This is a genomic window from Streptomyces sp. Root1310 (assembly GCF_001426425.1).
GTDB lineage: Bacteria > Actinomycetota > Actinomycetes > Streptomycetales > Streptomycetaceae > Streptomyces.
Window position 1 is genome coordinate 107,323 of record NZ_LMEQ01000012.1, and the last position, 17,394, is coordinate 124,716.

A 17,394-nucleotide genomic window follows, 5' to 3' on the forward strand; every position below is an offset into this window, starting at 1 on the left:
GCCTCGCGATGTGGACAATTCTCGCACCCGGCCGCGCGTCGGCCACATCCAGTTCCTCAACTGCCTGCCCCTCTACTGGGGGCTCGCGAGAACCGGCACCCTCCTCGACTTCGAGCTGACGAAGGACACCCCGGAGAAGCTCAGCGAGCGCCTGGTGTCGGGCGACCTCGACATCGGGCCCATCACCCTCGTCGAGTTCCTCAAGAACGCCGACGACCTGGTCGCCTTCCCCGACATCGCCGTCGGCTGCGACGGCCCGGTGATGTCCTGTGTGATCGTCTCCCAGGTCCCGCTGGAGAAGCTGGACGGCGCGAGGGTCGCCCTCGGCTCGACCTCCCGCACCTCCGTGCGGCTCGCCCAACTGCTGCTGGCGGACCGTTTCGGCGTCCGGCCGGACTACTACACCTGCCCGCCCGACCTCAGCCTGATGATGCAGGACGCCGAGGCGGCCGTACTCATCGGAGACGCGGCGCTGCGGGCCAACCTGCTGGACGCACCGAAGTTCGGCCTGGAGGTGCACGACCTCGGGGCGCTCTGGAAGGAGTGGACCGGACTGCCGTTCGTCTTCGCGGTGTGGGCGGCCCGCCGGGAGTACCTGGAGCGCGAGCCGGTCATCACCCGTCAGGTCCACGAGGCCTTCATCGAGTCCCGCAACCTCTCCCTCGACGAGGTCGGCAAGGTCGCCGAGCAGGCGGCCCGCTGGGAGGAGTTCGACGAGCGGGTGCTGGAGCAGTACTTCACCACGCTCGACTTCCGCTTCGGCGCCCCCCAGCTGGAGGCCGTCACCGAGTTCGCCCGCCGGGTCGGCCCGACGACGGGCTTCCCGGCGGACGTGAAGGTCGAGCTGCTCCGGCCCTAGCCACGGCACTACGCTGCTGCCGAGTCCTACGGGGCCCCGCGGGGGCGCCTTTCGGGGGAGAGGGGGACGTCCAATGCAGCCGCTCGGAGCCGACGAACCCACGGCCGTGGGTCCCTACCGGCTGCTCGGCCGCCTCGGCGCCGGCGGGATGGGCCGCGTCTATCTGGGCCGCAGCGCCGGCGGCCGCACGGTCGCCGTGAAGATCGTGCACCCGCACCTCGCGCTCGACGAGGAGTTCCGCGCCCGCTTCCGGCGCGAGGTCGATGCCGCGCGGCGGGTCGGCGGCGCGTGGACCGCACCGGTCCTGGACGCCGATCCGGAGGCGACGGTGCCATGGGTCGCCACGGGCTACGCGGCCGGCCCCTCCCTGGCCGCGGCGGTCACCTCCGGCGGCGGACCGCTGCCCGAACACTCCGTACGGGTGCTGGGCGCGGGCCTGGCGGAGGCGCTGGCAGCCGTGCACGAACTGGGCCTGGTGCACCGGGACGTGAAGCCGTCCAACGTCCTGCTGACGGTGGACGGCCCGCTGCTCATCGACTTCGGCATCGCCCGGGCCACCGACGGCACGGCGTCGCTCACCTCGACCGGCGTGTCGGTCGGCTCGCCCGGCTACATGGCCCCCGAACAGATCCTCGGCAAGGTCGCGTCCGGCGCCGCCGACGTCTTCTCCCTCGGCGCGGTGCTGGCGTACGCGGCGACCGGACGGCCCCCGTTCCCCGGGGACTCCTCGGCCGCCCTCCTCTACAAGGTCGTCCACGAACAGCCCGAGCTGGGCGAGCCGGACAGCGGACTGCGGGGTGAACTCCGGGCGGTGGTCGAAGCCTGTCTGTCCAAGGACCCGACCGCCCGGCCGGCCCCCGCCGACGTGGCCCGGCGGCTCGCCCCCGAGGGCGCGGCCCGGCTGGTGGCGGGCGGATGGCTGCCGGGTGCGCTGGTGGAGCAACTGGGGCGCAGCGCCGTACAGCTGCTGAACCTGGAGGGGACGGGCGCCGGGGCGCAACCGGCCCTGTCCGGGCCGGTGGGCTTCAGCAGCCCGGCGGTGACCTCGGGGAAGTCGGCCGTGGCGTTGGGGGAGTTCGGGCCGCCGCCGGTGATGGGCGGGGGAGACGCCACTCCGGCCGACGCGCCGCCCCCGGTCCCCGAGTCTCGTCCCGTCCCCGAGCCGAGGGACGCCGGGCCGGCGGCCACCGGCCCGGACCGGCCGGGCAAGGTCTCCGTGACCGTGGCGGCCACCGCGACTCCGGGAGAGGGCGGCCGCGGACGACGGCTGAGCTGCACCGTCGCGCTGGCGGTCGCGGGGGCGATGGCGGCGGTCACGGTCGGGTCGGTGTTCCTGTTCCACCTGCTGCCGGGCGACGACGACCACAACGACGCCTCCGGCAGCGACGCCTACTCCTCGGCGCCCGCGAGCGGTTCGAGTTCCGGTCCGGCCGCCTCGCAGGCGCCCACCGCGCTCCCGGGGCGCTATGTCGGCACCTGGGAGGGCGAGGGCAGCGGCCTCGGCGGCACCCTGCCGATGGGCACCTTCCGGGTGACGGTCCGACCGGCGGATGTGGGCGACAAGCTGGGTGAGCTGCGGCAGACGGACGTGCTCGGCGGCAGCTGCGTCGACGTCCTGACGCTGAAGCAGGTGACGGAGAAGGAGGTCGTCGCCACCTCGGTCGGCGCCGAGAGCAACCACAGCGGCTGCAATCCCACGCCCCACACGATCCGGCTCACCCCGACCGGCGACGACCTGACGTACGCCTCGGACAGCGCGGCGGAGGGCAATCCGGTGGCCCGCATGTCGAAGGTCGCACAGTGAACCGGTTCCGGGGCCGGGCCGGCTGGGGCGTCGTCGGCGGTGTCCTCTTCCTCGCGGCCCTCCTCGCCGTCCTGCTGTTCGCCATGGGTGTGTGGAGGTGGTTCGTACGCGTGACGGCACCGGCGCTGGTGGACCTCCCCGGTGGCGGATGGACGGCCGGCGCGGTGCTCGGGCTGCTCTCGGTGGCCGGATGGGTCGGTGGCACCTGGTTCTCCTCCCCTGAACGGAACCCGGACCGCGGTCTTTCCGGCCCGGCGCGGATCGGGCTCGCGACCGGGGGAGCGGTCTCCTGGACGGTGGCCTTCGGCGCGCTGATGTACGTCCTCGGCGCGCTGCCCGGCCGCAACTGCAGATCGGGCGACACGAGGTGCGCGTACATCCCGGGTACGGGCAGCGCGTTCCTCTCCTACGCGGTCACGGCCGCGGTGCTCGGCCTGCTCCTGTACCGCCGGCGCGGCACGGTGACCGCGGCGCGCCGCGCCGAGGAGCGGGCCCGGATGAGGAGACTGCGCAAGAAGGGCAAGGGCAGGAGCAGGGCGGCACGCTCGTCATGACGCCGCCTCCGAATCCGTGGGACCTCGGATCTCTGCCGATGACCACACCTCCCGGCGACCTGGTGCTGATCACCGTCGCCGCGCTCTGGGGCGTCCTGGCGGGTGCGCTGCTGCCACGGGCCGTCCACCGGTTCTCCGTACCGTGGGAGGAGCGGGACGGCGGCTGGCGTACGACCTGCCCGGGCGGACACCCGATCCGGGGGTGGCTCGGACGGGCCTGGTGCGAGCGGTGCGCCGCCGCCTACGCGCCCGGTGCCGTCGGCCTTCCTCCGCTCGCCGCCGCCGTCTGTGCCGCGCTCGCCGCCGCGACCGGTCCGCGGCCCGAACTCGTCGTCTGGCTGCTGCTCGCGCCGGTCGGGGTGCTGCTGGCCGCCGTCGACCTGCGCGTGCGCCGGCTGCCCGATCCGCTCACCCTCCCGCTCGCGGCCGCCGCCCTAGTCCTGCTGGGCCCGGCCGCCCTGCTGCCCGAGCACGCCGGCGACTGGACCACGGCCCTGCTCGGCGCGCTCGCCCTCGGCGCCGGATTTCTCGTGCTGCACCTCGTCAACCCCGGCGGCATGGCGTACGGCGACGTGAAGCTGGCGCTGTCGATGGGCGCCGTCCTCGGCTGGTACGGCTGGGCGACGGTCATGCTGGGCACGTTCGCCGCGTTCCTGCTCGGGGCGCTGTACGGGGGCGCCCTGGCCGTCGTGGGACGGGCCGGCCGCAAGACGGTGATCGCCTTCGGGCCGTTCATGCTCGCCGGGACCTTCGCCGGGCTGCTGATCGGTGCGTACGCGGCCTGACGTCCGGCTGCCGGGACCGCTGGCGTAGGCTGGTTCGGTCTGTCCACAACCCTTGACGAAAGGGACGCTCCGGTGCCCGAGAAGGCCGACCTCCAGTCTGTGCTCGACCGTGCCGCGGACGGCGGGCGGATCACCCCGGAAGAGGCCCTCGACCTCTACCGTGACGCCCCGCTGCACGCGCTCGGCGCCGCCGCCGACGCCGTACGCCGCCGGATGTACGCGGGCACCGAGCACATCGCCACGTACATCATCGAGCGGAACATCAACTACACGAACGTGTGCGTCACGGCGTGCAAGTTCTGCGCCTTCTACGCGGCCCCCAAGGACACCGCCAAGGGCTGGACGCGCGACCTCGACGACATCCTGCGGCGGTGCGCCGAGACCGTGGAGCTCGGCGGCACGCAGATCATGTTCCAGGGCGGGCACCACCCGGACTTCGGGGTGGAGTACTACGAGAAGCACTTCGCCGCCATCAAGGAGGCGTTCCCGCAGCTGGTGATCCACTCGCTGGGAGCGTCCGAGGTCGAGCACATGGCGCGGATCTCGAAGGTGTCGGTCGAGGAGGCCATCACCCGTATCCACGCCGCCGGCCTCGACTCCTTCGCCGGCGCCGGCGCCGAGCTGCTCCCCGCCCGTCCCCGCAAGGCCATCGCCCCGCTCAAGGAGTCCGGCGAGCGCTGGCTGGAGATCATGGAGACCGCGCACGGGCTGGGCGTCGAGTCGACGTCCACCATGCTGATGGGCACCGGTGAGACCAACGCCGAGCGCATCGAGCACCTGCGGATGATCCGTGACGTGCAGGACCGGACGGGCGGCTTCCGGGCCTTCATCCCGTACACGTACCAGCCCGAGAACAACCACCTGAAGGGCCGTACCCAAACGACCCTCTTCGAGTACCTGCGGATGATCGCGATCGCCCGGCTGTTCTTCGACAACGTCCGGCACATCCAGGGCTCGTGGCTGACGACGGGCAAGGAGGTCGGCCAACTCTCCCTGCACTACGGCGCGGACGACCTCGGCTCGATCATGCTGGAGGAGAACGTCGTCTCCTCGGCCGGCGCCAAGCACCGCTCCAACCGCCTCGAGATCATCGACCTGATCCGGAAGGCGGGGCGCGTCCCGGCCCAGCGCGCGACGACCTACGAGCACCTCCTGGTGCACGACGACCCGGCGAACGACCCGGTGGACGAGCGGGTCATGTCCCACATCTCGTCGACCGCCATCGCCGGCGGCACCGCCCATCCCGAACTGAAGCTCCTCGCCTCCAACTAGGGCTCTCTTGCTGACGATCCACGCCGACTCCAGGGGCCGGGCGCTCGCCGTCGAGGGTGCCCTGATCGCCGAGGCCGGTCCGCTGGAGCAGCTCGTCGCCGCGTATCCGTCGGCTCGGCTGCGCCGGTGGCCCGGCGTCCTGACGCCCGGTCTCGTCAACCCGCACGGCACGGAGTTGCTGGCGGAGGCCTACCACCCCGACCCGCGCGAGGCCGACGAGCTGGGCACCGAGCCGCTGACCGGGGACGCGCTCACTGCCCTGGCCCCGGACGACGCCCGCTGGGGCGCGAGCGCCCGGCGCGGGGTGCAGCGCATGCTGGCCCACGGCACGGTAGCGGTGGCCTGCGAGGAACTGCGCCGGCGCGCGGTGCGGGACGCCGTGGCCCGCTCCGGCCTGGTGATCGTGGCCCGGACCGCGCGGCACATCGGCGGGGTGCCCTCGCTGGATCCGTACGCCTGCGGCCTGCCCGTGGAGTTCGCCCCGCCCAGGGAACGCGGCTCCGCCGCCCGCTTCGCCGTCTTCGACGTGCCCGACGAGGCGGCCCTGTCCACCCGGGGCGCGGGAACCTGCGTGGCCACGGTGATCGAGGGCCGCCTGGTGTACCGGGGGCGGTGAGCCCGCCCCCTCACCAGGGGACCGACGACCGAACCTGCCGCGTCCTACTTCGAGAACGCCTCGGCGAACGCCCCCGCACTCTGTTCGACCCCACTGCAATTGGTCAACGCGTCGTCCGTGGCGGAGCCGTCCTCGCACTGCTGGTCGCGGAACGTCGACCACATGGACACCCAGGAGATTCCCTTCTCCTCGGCGAACGTCCGCACCTCCGCCGCGTCCGCCAGCGAGAACGTCTCGTTGTCGACGTCGTTGGTGCCGATCATCGAGGTGAGCGCCATCCCCTTCCACGCGTCGGCGTCCGTCGTCCCGAACACCTTCTTGAGCTGCGCCTGCGCGGCCGTCGCCGAGGTGACCGCGTACCCGCCCATGTCGCCGGCGTACGACTCGCCGTAGTTCATCGTCATGAGGTTGACGGTGGAGACCTGGACGTCGTACTTGTTCGCCGACGCCAGCAGCGCCAGGCTGTCGGCGTCCAGCCCGGAGGGCATCACCGGGAGGGTGAAGGACACTTCGAGTTCCGGGCGCTCCTCCTGGAGGGCGGCGATCGCCTGCGAACGCAGGGCGACCGAGTCGGAGTCGGTCAGTTCGTCGCCCTCGATGTCGAAGTCGGCCTGGGTGGAGCCGGCCGCGTCGAGCGCCTCGCCGTACGCCTCCGTGAGCTCGGAGACGCTGTCGCAGGTGGCCGCCAACTCCTTGCCGGAGGCCCCGCCGAAGGACACGCGCGCCGTGGCGCCCGACGCGGTCAGCGCCGAGATACGGGACTTCACCGCGGAGTCGCCGATCGCGTTCGTACCGTTCCACTTCGGCGTACAGGAGCTGCCGCTCGCGATGACGAACGCCAGGTTGTACGTCGTCGGCGAGCCGGCCGAGTCGTTGTCATTGGCCTCCACCGCGCTCACGTAGGGCGCGTAGGAGGTGCCGGTACTCGACGATGTGGCGCTGGGTGATGGTGAGGGACTGTTCGCCTGTTCGCTCTCCGCGGGCGGCGCCGCGTCCGACGTGCTGTCGGACCCCGCGGAGCATCCTGTAACGGCCAGGGCAAACAGGCAGGTGACCCCGGCCATCGGCATCAGGAAACTCCTCATTGCGTATGCACCCGCTCTCGTGATTTCTGTCTCAGCATGGAAACAAAGCGTGTTTCCCAAATGGAAATGTCTCACAAGTGGGCGGATCGCGCGGGAACAGTGGATACACAGACAGTTCATGGAGGTAACCGCGCAAAAGGTGATATCCGCCCGCCCAAAAGGGATAATCAACCCTCCCATGGCGGGCAGGTGCCGCGCAGGGGATTCGGGGATCTCTCAGCGAAGAGACAGGTTCACCTGTTTCTCATGGGTCGCTCACAAGCGGCACAGAGTTTGTGCCACATAAAGGCTCTCTAATATCCGTGGAATGCAATCCGAGCCTGCCATCGAAAGCCGTGCCGCTGCTCGCGGCAGCCGTCGCAGCCGCAAACGTGACGACGCCTCCGCCGAGGGGCCCGTGTTCGTTGACAACTCCGGGCGCAGGTCCAAGCTGCTGCGCCGGATCGGCCTCCTCATGGGGGTCGGCTGTCTTGTGTACGCCGTCGTCCTCGGCGCCGCCTTCATGGGCTGGGGCACCTCCCTGGCCCCGTCCTCCCTGCTGCCGTTCGGCAACGGAGGCCCGGGCGGCTCCCAGAACTCCGGCCCCGGCGGCGTCCAGCCGCAGGGCGGTATCGGCACCCCGCCCTCGAGGCCCACCGGCACTCCGCCCACGGGCGTCGCCACCGGCGAGCCGCCGAGCTCCGCCCCGACCGCGACCGCTTCCGCGGCCGCCAACTGACCGGAGTTCAGCCACCCCCATGACGACCACTTCCTCCCGCGGCCGCCGCCGTGCCCCGACCCGCATGTCACGGGCGGCGGGCAAGGCCGCGGCGCTGCAGAAACCGCGTGTCATCCTCGCCCTGCTGCTTCTGCTCGCGCTGACCAGCGTGATGCTCCTCGACGGCTATCTGCGGGCCGAGGTCGGCGGGGACCAGCGCGTGCGTACCGGGGCCAGCGCCGGCAAGGTGCCCGAAAAGGTCCTCGACGGCGGCCCGATCCTGACCTTCCAGGGCGGCCAGGCCACCACCGTCTCGGTGCCGGACAAGACGATCGCGCTGACCTTCGACGACGGGCCGAACCCGACCTGGACGCCCCAGGTGCTGAAGATCCTCCAGGAGTACGACGTGCCCGGCACGTTCTTCCTGGTCGGCTCGATGGTCTCGCGCTACCCGAGCATCGTGAAGGACATGGTCGAGGAGGGCAACGAGGTGGGTATCCACACCTTCACCCACGTCGACCTCTCCTACCAGTCCGACGCACGCGTCGACCGTGAGATGGAGCAGACCCAGCTCGCGCTGGCGGGCGCGGCCGGCATCACGACGACGCTCTTCCGCGCCCCGTACTCCTCCGAGACGGACGCCATCGACAACTACAGCTGGCCCATCTACAAGAAGCTGGGTGAGGACGGCTACACCAGTGTCTTCGTCGACACGGACAGCGACGACTGGAAGAAGCCGGGCGTCTCGAAGATCATCAAGTGGGCCACGCCGGAGGACGGCAAGGGCGCGTCGGTGCTCTTCCACGACGCGGGTGGCGAGCGCTCGCAGACGATCAAGGCGCTGCCGACGTACATCGAGAAGATGAAGGCCGCGGGCTACACCTTCACCACCATCAGCGGCGTGATGCAGGAGCAGAACGCCGCGGCCCGGCAGGCTTCGGGCACGGGCACGGGCACGGGTACGGGTCAGCAGCAGGCCGCGGGCGCGGCCGGGGCCGGCGCGGCGACGGCGACCGACGGAGCGACCGGAACCGAGGGGGCCGCGGGAACAGAGGGGGCCACCGGCGAGCAGCCCGGCAACGTGCCCAACGGCGAGGGCGGCACCGGCACCGGCGCGAACGGCGGGACCGGCCAGACCATCAACCGGCTCCAGGCGGCCCACCGCGAGGCAACCGGCGTGACGCTCTACGAGGGCAAGGCCCTCATCGCCGCGGTCACCCTCGCCGAGTGGACCGTCCCGACACTGTCGGTGGGGCTGATGGTCGTCGGCGTGGCCGTCATGGGCCGGTTCGGGATGATGCTGATCCTGGCCCGCCGGCACTACAGGAAGCGCAACAAGCGCCGCTTCAGCTGGGGGCCGACCGTCACCCGGCCGGTCAGCGTGATCGTCCCGGCGTACAACGAGAAGGAGTGCATCGCCAACACCCTGAAGTCGCTGGCGAAGAGCACGCATCCGATCGAGATCATCATCGTGGACGACGGTTCGGACGACAACACGTCCGAGATCTCGCGCGAGGCGGCCAGGGCCCTCGGTATGACGAACGTCCGCGTCATCCGGCAGGAGAACGCGGGCAAGCCGGCCGCCCTCAACAACGGTGTCCGCAGCGCCAGCTACGACATCGTCGTGATGATGGACGGCGACACGGTCTTCGAGCCGGACGCCGTGCACCACCTCGTGCAGCCCTTCGCCGACCCGAAGGTCGGCGCGGTCGCCGGCAACGCCAAGGTCGGCAACCGCGACACGATCATCGGCGCCTGGCAGCACATCGAGTACGTGATGGGCTTCAACCTCGACCGCCGCATGTACGACCTGCTGCGGTGCATGCCGACCATCCCCGGCGCGATCGGCGCGTTCCGCCGCGAGGCCGTGCTCGAGGTCGGCGGCATGAGCGAGGACACCCTCGCCGAGGACACCGACATCACCATCGCCATGCACCGCGCGGGCTGGCAGGTCGTCTACCAGGAGCACGCCAAGGCCTGGACAGAGGCGCCCGGCTCGCTGAAGCAGCTGTGGTCCCAGCGCTACCGCTGGTCCTACGGCACCATGCAGGCGCTGTGGAAGCACCGCAAGTCCCTGACGGACAAGGGGCCTTCGGGCCGCTTCGGCCGGGTGGGCATGCCGCTCGTGGTCCTCTTCCAGATCATCACGCCGGTCTTCGCCCCGCTCATCGACGTGTTCACGGTCTACTCGATGATCTTCATCGACTTCCAGGCCTCCCTGCTGGCCTGGCTGGCGGTCCTCGGCGTCCAACTGGGCTGCGCGGCGTACGCGTTCCGCCTCGACCGCGAGAAGTACCGCTACCTGCTGATGATGCCGCTCCAGCAACTGGCCTACCGCCAGATGATGTACCTCGTCCTCATCCACTCCTGCATCACCGCCCTCACCGGCGGCCGCCTGCGCTGGCAGAAGCTGAAGCGCACCGGTGAGGTCGGCACCCCCGCCGGGGTGAGCTGATGAGCTGGGAGCAGCAGGGCTACGGCCCCGGCCCCGGCCCCGGCCAGGGGCAGGGGCAGGGGCAGGGTTACGGCCACGAGTACGGGCAGCCGTCGCCGTACCTGTACGGCTACGACGGGTACGGGCAGCAGCCGTACCCGCAGCAGCAGCCTCCCCAGCAGGACGGGCACCAGCCGTATCAGCAGCAGCCGTATCCGCCCGAGTACGCGCAGAACACGGAGTACGCGGAGTACCCGCAGTACGGGCAGGGCGTCGCCGTCGACGAGACGGCGCCCCTGCCGGCGGTGGACGCGGACCCGTATCCGGACCCGGACCCGGACCCGAACCCGGACCCGGGACCCGGTCGGGAGTCCGAGGCACCGGCGACGACGACCGTCACCGAGGAGGTGACGGAGGACCCCCCGTCCCCGTCCAAGCCCGCTGCTCCCCCACGCGACCGCTACTTCGACACGCTCCGCGCCCTCGCCCTCATCCGTGTGGTCGCGTACCACACCTTCGGCTGGGCCTGGGCGGGCATGGTCTTCCCCTCCATGGGGATCATGTTCGGCCTGGCCGGCACCCTGATGGCGAAGTCCCTGGAGCGTCCGGCGCTGAAGGTGGTGAAGAGCCGATTCCGCCGGCTCCTTCCCCCCTTCTGGTTCTGGGGTGTCTTCGTCGTCCTGGCGATGCTGATCCACGACTGGCTGCCGGGCTGGGAGATCGTCTACTGGGTCGTGCCGCTGGGTGACCCGCCGGGCAACGCCTGGGGCGAGCAGGCCTGGGAGATCCTCTGGTACCTGCGGACGTACCTCTGGTTCGTGCTGCTCTCCCCGCTGCTGCTGCGGCTCTTCCGGCTGGCGCCGGTCCCCGTGCTGGCGCTCTCCCTCGCGCCGATCCTGGTGCTCACCTTCGTCTGGGCGGGCCCGGACAACCGCGTCGGCACCGCGATGTGGGACCTGTCGACGTACCTCTTCTGCTGGATGCTGGGCTTCGCGCACCGCGACGGCGTCCTCCAGCGCGCGAAGCCGGCCCTGGTGGTCGTGATGTCGCTCGCGGCGATCGGGTTCGGCGGCTGGTACGCCTTGACGCACCAGGCCGAGTTCGGCACCTACGACCTCGACGAGGACCCCCTCGCGCAGGCGTTCTGGTCGGCGGGCTTCGTCATGCTGCTGATGTGGGCGAAGGCGTACTTCGGGATCGACTTCGCCTGGCTCACCCGCTTCCGGCGCACGAACCGGATCGTCACCGTCTTCAACGCGCGCGCGGTGACGATCTACCTCTGGCACGAGATCGCCCTGATCCTGGCCGTGCCGCTGATCGACCGGTTCTGGGACATCCCCGCCTTCGAGAAGTACCTGCCGCTGGAGAGCCAGTGGTTCATGTTCGGCGTGGGCTGGCTGCTGATCGTCCTGTTCGTGCTGCTCTGCGGGTGGGTCGAGGACGTCGCGGCACGGAAGAAGCCGAGGCTCCTGCCGTGAGCCGGTGAGGAGGGGGCTGCCACAATGGGCGGGTGACCCGTGCTTCCCTGAACAAGCAGCCCCACGAAGTCGCCTCGATGTTCGACCGCGTGGCGGAACGGTACGACCTGACCAACGACGTCCTGTCGCTCGGCCAGGACCGGAGGTGGCGCAAGGAGGTCGCGAAGGCGGTCGACGCCCGCCCCGCCCAGAAGGTCCTGGACCTCGCCGCGGGCACGGCGACCTCCTCCCTCCCCTTCGCGCGCACCGGCGCCTACGTCGTCCCGTGCGACTTCTCCCTCGGCATGCTCCAGGTCGGGAAGAGGAACCACACCTGGCTGCCGTTCACCGCCGGGGACGCCACGCGACTGCCCTTCAAGGACGACGTCTTCGACGCCGTCACCATCTCCTTCGGCCTGCGCAACGTGCAGGACTTCGACGCGGCCCTGCGCGAGATGTACCGGGTGACCCGGCCCGGCGGACGCGTCGTGATCTGCGAGTTCTCGCACCCGACCTGGGCGCCGTTCCGGACCGTCTACACCGAGTACCTGATGCGCGCGCTGCCCCCGGTCGCCCGCGCGGTCTCCTCCAACCCGGACGCCTACGTCTACCTCGCCGAGTCCATCCGCGCCTGGCCCGATCAGCCCGCCCTCGCCGAGCATCTGCGCAAGGCCGGCTGGTCGAAGGTCGCCTGGCGCAACCTGACGGGCGGCGTGGTGACCCTGCACCGGGGCTTCAAGGAAGCCTGAGGCACGGATCGCAGCCACGGGCCCGGCCCTTCGGACGGTCGCGGCTCAGGCGCTCGGGACCTCGGGACCTCGGGCCCTCGGGACCTCAGGCCCTCGGGACCTCAGGCCCTCGAGACCTCGGGACCTCGGGACCTCAGGCCCTCGGGCTCTCGGCGGTCGCGGCCCGGGCCTCAGGGGCTCGGGTCTCCGGCGCGGCCGCGCCGCCGCTACCCGGTGATCGCCTCGAAGGGATGTCCGGACCGGTCCAGCTCGCGCTGCAGCCCGCCGCCGCCCGGTCTGGGCACCCGAGGCTCGCGCACGCCCGCGCCTCCGCCGCCCTCTCCTTCGCCGAACTCGAACCACACGGTGACGACGGCGCCGCGCGGCACCTCGACACCGGGTGGCGGGTACTGCCGCACGACGTAGTCCACGACCGCGCGGTGGAACTCGGGCCGGTCCGGTGCGGCCAGCAGCACGCCTTGTGCCGCGGCCGCCTCGCGCGCGTCCACGGCCATCAGGCCGACGAGTCTCGGCACGCGGACGTCGGGTGTCTTGGGTGGTATGAGCACAAATGTCACCCCCAGCGGTACTGGAAGGGTAACCGCACGGGGGTGTCGTCCGGAAGGGCCGCGTGTCTTTCTGTAGCCAACGACTACGGAGAGTGACTAGCGGTTCGGGTGGCGGCGATCACCACGCGAGGCGGTAGCAGCGCCCCTCCCGTTTCGGCTCCGGCGTCGTGAAGACCTCCGCGAGCCGCATGCCCAGCCGCTCCGTGACCGCGATGGACCTCGCGTTGCGTGCGTCGACCATGGCCACCACGCCCGGCACCCCGGCCGCCCGCACCCGCTCCAGCGTCATCTGCGCGGCCGCTGTCACATACCCCTGGCCCCAGTGCTCCCGGCCGAGCCGCCACCCGATCTCGATCTCGCCCTTGGGGCCCCACTCCTGCGGCCACGGCTGGGCGCCCGTGAACCCGATGACCCGGTCGTCCCGGTCCAGCATCGTCCAGAGACAGAAGCCGTGCTCGGCGTCGTGTCGGCGCTGGCGGGCGGTGAGCTCCTCGTAGGCGGACAGCTCCGCGGACCTGCCGCCGTGGAACTCCATCACGTCCGGGTCGTCGAAGACCCGGTGCCAGGTGACCGCGTCCTCGTCCGTGGGGACACGCAGCCGTACTACGGGGAGAGCTCGGTTCACGGGGCAGCCCTTCAGCCGGGTGATCAATTCTGCTGAATAGACTGCCCATGTCCAGTGCCGGTCGGCACGAAGATTCCGAACTTGGGGAGATCCCGCCGTGACCGCCGTGAACGAGCTCCTCTCCGAAAGTACCGCCGATGTGATCGTCGTCGGCGCGGGGCCGAGCGGCTCCACGACCGCGTACTACCTCGCCAAGGCCGGACTCGACGTACTCCTCCTGGAGAAGACCGAGTTCCCGCGCGAGAAGGTGTGCGGCGACGGCCTCACCCCGCGCGCCACCAAGCAGCTCGTGGCCATGGGCATCGACATCTCCGAGGAGGCCGGCTGGCTGCGCAACAAGGGCCTGCGCATCATCGGCGGCGGCGTCCGCCTCCAGCTGGACTGGCCGGATCTCGCCTCCTTCCCCGACTACGGACTCGTCCGCAAGCGCGACGACTTCGACGAGCAGCTCGCCCGCCAGGCCCAGAAGGCGGGCGCCCGCCTCTACGAGCGCTGCAACGTCGGCGCCCCGATCGTCGACGACCGCACCGGTCACATCATCGGCGTGCACGCCAAGCTGGGCGAGGAGAAGCGGGAAGTCACCTTCCGCGCCCCGCTCGTGGTGGCCGCCGACGGCAACTCCAGCCGCCTCTCGCTGGCGATGGGCCTGCACCGCCGCGAGGACCGCCCGATGGGCGTCGCGGTCCGCACCTACTTCACCTCCCCGCGCCACGAGGACGACTATCTGGAGTCCTGGCTGGAGCTGTGGGACCGCCGGGGCCCGGGTGAGGACCGTCTGCTGCCCGGCTACGGCTGGATCTTCGGCATGGGCGACGGGACCTCGAACGTCGGCCTGGGTGTGCTGAACACCTCCAACTCCTTCAAGGAGCTCGACTGGCGCGAGGTGCTCAAGGCCTGGTGCGCGTCCATGCCGGAGGACTGGGGTTACACCCCCGAAAACATGACCGGCCCGATCCGCGGCGCCGCCCTCCCCATGGCCTTCAACCGCAAGCCCCACTACACCAAGGGCCTGCTGCTGGTCGGCGACGCCGGCGGCCTGGTGAACCCCTTCAACGGTGAGGGCATCGCCTACGCCATGGAGTCCGGTCAGATCGTCGCCGAGGTCATCGTGCAGGCGCACGCCCGCGCCACCCCCGCCCAGCGCGAACTGGCCCTGCAGCGCTACCCGCAGGTCCTCGCGGACACCTACGGCGGCTACTACTCGCTGGGCCGCGCCTTCGTGAAGCTCATCGGCAACCCGAAGGTCATGAAGATCGCGACCCAGCGCGGTCTGACCCACCCGCTGCTGATGAAGTTCACCCTGAAGATGCTCGCCAACCTGACGGACCCCACGGGCGGCGACGCGATGGACCGCATCATCAACGGCCTGAGCAAGGTGGCCCCGAAGGCCTGACCACGGCGGGGCCCCTCCGGAAGCGGAACACCGGCGGCCCGGCGCGAAGCCCCCTTCCCGCCGGCCCGCCCCCACCGGCCGGCAAGGACATGGGCGCGGGCAGGTGGGGGCGGGCCGCGCCGTGCTGGCACCGGGATTGACGGAGTGTCCGACATGTCGGGACATCGCGCTTGATGTGGCGCCACCCGGGGCCCGACGACGGCGGGAACGGCGGCGGTCACGCCGACCGGGGATGCCGACGGGGATGCCGACGGTGTGGTGGCGCGAAGGTTGGCAGGCGTGCCCGCGAGACCGCCGGCACGCCTGTGCGCGGTCCCGGAACGGGGGTGGTGCCCCCAGGCGTCCTGGGGCACTTGGAGGCGCCAGGAGGCGACTGAAGGCCTCTACGCGTGTCCTGGAGGCGGCCGCTGAGCCGCCACGCGCGGGGATAGCGGCCGCGGCGCACTGAGCCCGCGGGCGCCGGGAGAGCGGCCGCCGCGCTCGGAGCCGCTCGTGTATCGGCCGTCGGCCGCGCGTCGGCCGCGCGTCGGCCGCGCGGCCGTGCCCGAAGGGCCGCTGCCCCCGAGCGGCTGCGGCCCTTGCGTGCATGAGGTGCCCCCAGGGCACCGGGAGTGTCAGAGCACCCGCACCGCGCCGGTCGGCGGGTCGTACGACATCGGCTTCTCGGCCACACCGGTGGACGGGTTCTGCGCGCCGACGAACATGCCGTCGCCGACGTACACCGCCACGTGGTACGCGCTGCCCGCGCTGCCCCAGTAGAGGATGTCGCCCGGCAGCAGGTTGTCCAGCGACACCTGGGTGCCGAAGGTCGACTGGTCCTGCGAAACGCGCGGCAGGTCGACGCCGACCTGCTTGAAGGCGGTCTGCATGAGACCCGAGCAGTCCCAGGAGTTCGGGCCGGTACCGCCGGAGACGTAGGCGTCGCCGATCTGTGCCTTCACGAAGGCGATGACGGCCGCGGCCGAACCCGTCGCCGTGGAGCTGCTCGTGCTGTCGGAGCTGCTGCTCGACGTCGTGCTGAGCGTGGTCCGCTCGGCGGCGCGCGTGGCGCGCTCGGCGGCGGCCTTGCGGGCGGCCTCGGCCTTCTTCTTCGCCACCGCCTTGGCGTGGGCGAGGTCCTTCTTGGCCTCCTTGGCGGCGGCGGTGGCGGCCGCGTCGCGCTCTGCCTGAAGCTGGTAGTTCGCCGCGGCCTGCTGCGTGGCCTGAGCGGACTGCGCGACCTGGGCCGCCAGGTCGCCCGTGAGGACGGGCAGTTCGAGCGTCTGCGTCACCGGCTCGGCGGCGTTGGCCGAGCCAGCTGCTGTGGCGACGGCCAGCGTGCCGAGGACACCACTGGCGACTCCGGCCCGCATCGCGATCGTCGACGCGCTGCGGCGGGGTTTCCGGTGGCTGCGTATGTGAGCGGTGTGGGACATGGGTACAACCGGTATCAGGGGCTCCTCCATACCTTCAAGAAACGTGTGCTGCGCCACAGTTGTTCAACGGGTGCCTCAAATTCCCTGCCCCGGGTTCTTTATTGACGCCGTAACGGACATTGCGGACGCAGGTGATCAAGCCTGTGATCATGGACTTTCGTCGTTACGCCCGGATTGCCCGTCACCTACCACCGGTTGAGACCGTTGGCCAAGCCCGGTTCTTAAGCGCCCCTCACGGATGTGGCGGAGGTCACGGAACGGTTACCGGAGGGGCCGCGTCTCGCGCGTCCGGCACGTCCACCTCCGTTTGTGAACGCGTACACACGTCCACACCCGTGCCCCGCCTCCCTCTGATGTGTGAACGCACGCCACTATCAGGGCTCCGCGTCCATCACCAATTTGCATGCAAGGGAAGCCTCTTGATATGGAGACGATCCCCGATTCCGGCGGTGACGAGCGCAAATGTTACTTCTTGTGATCACTCTGACGCTTCACGTATGAAGATCACTGTCGATATGACTTCATGATCCTTCGTCAGGTGGTGGAGATCACAAAGCTTGTGTAATACCCCGTGTCGCAGATCACAGAGCGGCGGGCATAAGATGCGGAGCAGTTGGGCTTGTGACCTGCTTCACATGTTCGCGATCTTCGCCGGGACGGGCGGGGTTCGGGTGCTGGGGCCGCAGAGTCCGACGTCATCGCCAGCAGTCAGTGCCGACTGAGAGGAGCGAGGAGCGGTGAACGCGTATGCGCCCATCCTCGTACTGGGAGCCCTCGGGGCAGGCTTTGCGATCTTCTCCGTGGTCATGGCCACGCTGATCGGGCCGAAGCGGTACAACCGCGCCAAGCTCGAGGCCTACGAGTGCGGTATCGAGCCGACCCCCACGCCGGCCGGCGGCGGGCGCTTCCCCATCAAGTACTACCTGACGGCGATGCTCTTCATCGTCTTCGACATCGAGATCGTCTTCCTCTACCCCTGGGCCGTCACCTTCGACGCCCTGGGTGTTTTCGGGCTCGTGGAGATGTTGCTCTTCGTGCTCACCGTCTTCGTCGCGTACGCGTACGTATGGCGGCGCGGCGGCCTGGAATGGGACTGAGGGG

At 70.6% G+C, this 17,394-nt stretch carries 16 protein-coding genes; 12 read left to right on the forward strand and 4 right to left on the reverse strand.

Annotation, left to right across the window (positions count from 1 at the left end; all coding sequences use genetic code 11):
• Positions 1-10: 10 nt before the first annotated feature.
• From ASD48_RS18630 to ASD48_RS18655, 6 genes are all read left to right on the forward strand, one after another.
• On the forward strand, positions 11-859 hold the full coding sequence (locus ASD48_RS18630; protein WP_057602785.1) for a menaquinone biosynthesis protein: 849 nt from the start codon (positions 11-13) through the stop codon (positions 857-859).
• Between the two features lie 73 nt (positions 860-932).
• Positions 933-2,663: a serine/threonine-protein kinase gene (locus ASD48_RS18635; RefSeq protein ID WP_057602786.1), complete on the forward strand. Its 1,731-nt coding sequence runs from the start codon at positions 933-935 to the stop codon at positions 2,661-2,663.
• On the forward strand, positions 2,660-3,217 hold the full coding sequence (locus tag ASD48_RS18640; RefSeq protein WP_057602787.1) for a hypothetical protein: 558 nt from the start codon (positions 2,660-2,662) through the stop codon (positions 3,215-3,217). The genes ASD48_RS18635 and ASD48_RS18640 overlap by 4 nt, the downstream gene beginning before the upstream one ends.
• Positions 3,218-3,255: 38 nt before the next feature.
• A complete protein-coding gene (locus tag ASD48_RS18645) occupies positions 3,256-4,002 on the forward strand; it encodes a prepilin peptidase (RefSeq protein WP_057602788.1) in 747 nt (248 codons plus the stop codon).
• A 72-nt stretch (positions 4,003-4,074) separates the two neighbouring features.
• On the forward strand, positions 4,075-5,274 hold the full coding sequence (mqnC, locus tag ASD48_RS18650; protein WP_020130127.1) for a cyclic dehypoxanthinyl futalosine synthase: 1,200 nt from the start codon (positions 4,075-4,077) through the stop codon (positions 5,272-5,274).
• A 7-nt stretch (positions 5,275-5,281) separates the two neighbouring features.
• Positions 5,282-5,890 carry a hypothetical protein gene (locus ASD48_RS18655; protein ID WP_057602789.1) on the forward strand — a complete coding sequence of 203 codons (609 nt, stop codon included), beginning with the start codon at positions 5,282-5,284 and terminating at the stop codon, positions 5,888-5,890.
• A 44-nt stretch (positions 5,891-5,934) separates the two neighbouring features.
• Here ASD48_RS18655 and ASD48_RS18660 read toward each other — a convergent pair whose 3' ends face one another.
• Positions 5,935-6,975 carry a chitinase gene (locus tag ASD48_RS18660; protein ID WP_199875865.1) on the reverse strand — a complete coding sequence of 347 codons (1,041 nt, stop codon included), beginning with the start codon at positions 6,973-6,975 and terminating at the stop codon, positions 5,935-5,937.
• Between the two features lie 307 nt (positions 6,976-7,282).
• Here ASD48_RS18660 and ASD48_RS18665 point away from each other — a divergent pair, with 307 nt between their 5' ends.
• From ASD48_RS18665 to ASD48_RS18680, 4 genes are read left to right on the forward strand one after another with little or no spacing between them, the layout of a single operon-like run.
• A complete protein-coding gene (locus tag ASD48_RS18665) occupies positions 7,283-7,693 on the forward strand; it encodes a hypothetical protein (RefSeq protein ID WP_079073842.1) in 411 nt (136 codons plus the stop codon).
• Between the two features lie 19 nt (positions 7,694-7,712).
• Complete coding sequence (locus ASD48_RS42075; RefSeq protein ID WP_057602791.1) at positions 7,713-10,127, forward strand: bifunctional polysaccharide deacetylase/glycosyltransferase family 2 protein; 2,415 nt, start codon at positions 7,713-7,715, stop codon at positions 10,125-10,127.
• Positions 10,127-11,584, forward strand: a complete 1,458-nt coding sequence (locus ASD48_RS18675) for an acyltransferase (protein ID WP_057602792.1) — start codon at positions 10,127-10,129, stop codon at positions 11,582-11,584. Before ASD48_RS42075 ends, ASD48_RS18675 begins: the two co-directional genes overlap by 1 nt.
• A 32-nt stretch (positions 11,585-11,616) precedes the next feature.
• Positions 11,617-12,312 (forward strand): demethylmenaquinone methyltransferase, encoded by a 696-nt coding sequence (locus ASD48_RS18680; RefSeq protein WP_057602793.1) that lies wholly within the window; start codon positions 11,617-11,619, stop codon positions 12,310-12,312.
• Positions 12,313-12,518: 206 nt separating this feature from the next.
• Here the strand turns inward: ASD48_RS18680 and ASD48_RS18685 are convergent, their stop codons facing one another.
• Positions 12,519-12,860 carry a PASTA domain-containing protein gene (locus tag ASD48_RS18685; RefSeq protein ID WP_057602794.1) on the reverse strand — a complete coding sequence of 114 codons (342 nt, stop codon included), beginning with the start codon at positions 12,858-12,860 and terminating at the stop codon, positions 12,519-12,521.
• Between the two features lie 118 nt (positions 12,861-12,978).
• Positions 12,979-13,485 carry a GNAT family N-acetyltransferase gene (locus tag ASD48_RS18690; protein ID WP_054238885.1) on the reverse strand — a complete coding sequence of 169 codons (507 nt, stop codon included), beginning with the start codon at positions 13,483-13,485 and terminating at the stop codon, positions 12,979-12,981.
• 106 nt (positions 13,486-13,591) lie between these two features.
• Here ASD48_RS18690 and ASD48_RS18695 point away from each other — a divergent pair, with 106 nt between their 5' ends.
• Positions 13,592-14,878, forward strand: coding sequence for a geranylgeranyl reductase family protein (locus ASD48_RS18695; protein ID WP_057603517.1), 1,287 nt, complete (start codon positions 13,592-13,594; stop codon positions 14,876-14,878).
• A gap of 614 nt (positions 14,879-15,492) precedes the next feature.
• Here ASD48_RS18695 and ASD48_RS18700 read toward each other — a convergent pair.
• Positions 15,493-16,293 (reverse strand): C40 family peptidase, encoded by an 801-nt coding sequence (locus ASD48_RS18700; RefSeq protein WP_057602795.1) that lies wholly within the window; start codon positions 16,291-16,293, stop codon positions 15,493-15,495.
• Positions 16,294-17,030: 737 nt separating this feature from the next.
• Here ASD48_RS18700 and ASD48_RS18705 point away from each other — a divergent pair.
• Positions 17,031-17,390: an NADH-quinone oxidoreductase subunit A gene (locus ASD48_RS18705; RefSeq protein ID WP_007383963.1), complete on the forward strand. Its 360-nt coding sequence runs from the start codon at positions 17,031-17,033 to the stop codon at positions 17,388-17,390.
• The last annotated feature ends 4 nt before the right edge of the window (positions 17,391-17,394 follow it).

What these genes read in the sequence shown, in the direction of transcription:
- ASD48_RS18660 (WP_199875865.1), bottom strand. Translation starts at nt 6,975, where the DNA reads ATGAGGAGTTTCCTGATGCCGATGGCCGGGGTCACCTGCCTGTTTGCC.
- ASD48_RS18645 (WP_057602788.1), top strand. Translation starts at nt 3,256, where the DNA reads ATGACCACACCTCCCGGCGACCTGGTGCTGATCACCGTCGCCGCGCTC.
- ASD48_RS18665 (WP_079073842.1), top strand. Translation starts at nt 7,283, where the DNA reads ATGCAATCCGAGCCTGCCATCGAAAGCCGTGCCGCTGCTCGCGGCAGC.
- ASD48_RS18675 (WP_057602792.1), top strand. Translation starts at nt 10,127, where the DNA reads ATGAGCTGGGAGCAGCAGGGCTACGGCCCCGGCCCCGGCCCCGGCCAG.
- ASD48_RS18700 (WP_057602795.1), bottom strand. Translation starts at nt 16,293, where the DNA reads ATGTCCCACACCGCTCACATACGCAGCCACCGGAAACCCCGCCGCAGC.
- ASD48_RS18635 (WP_057602786.1), top strand. Translation starts at nt 933, where the DNA reads ATGCAGCCGCTCGGAGCCGACGAACCCACGGCCGTGGGTCCCTACCGG.
- ASD48_RS42075 (WP_057602791.1), top strand. Translation starts at nt 7,713, where the DNA reads ATGACGACCACTTCCTCCCGCGGCCGCCGCCGTGCCCCGACCCGCATG.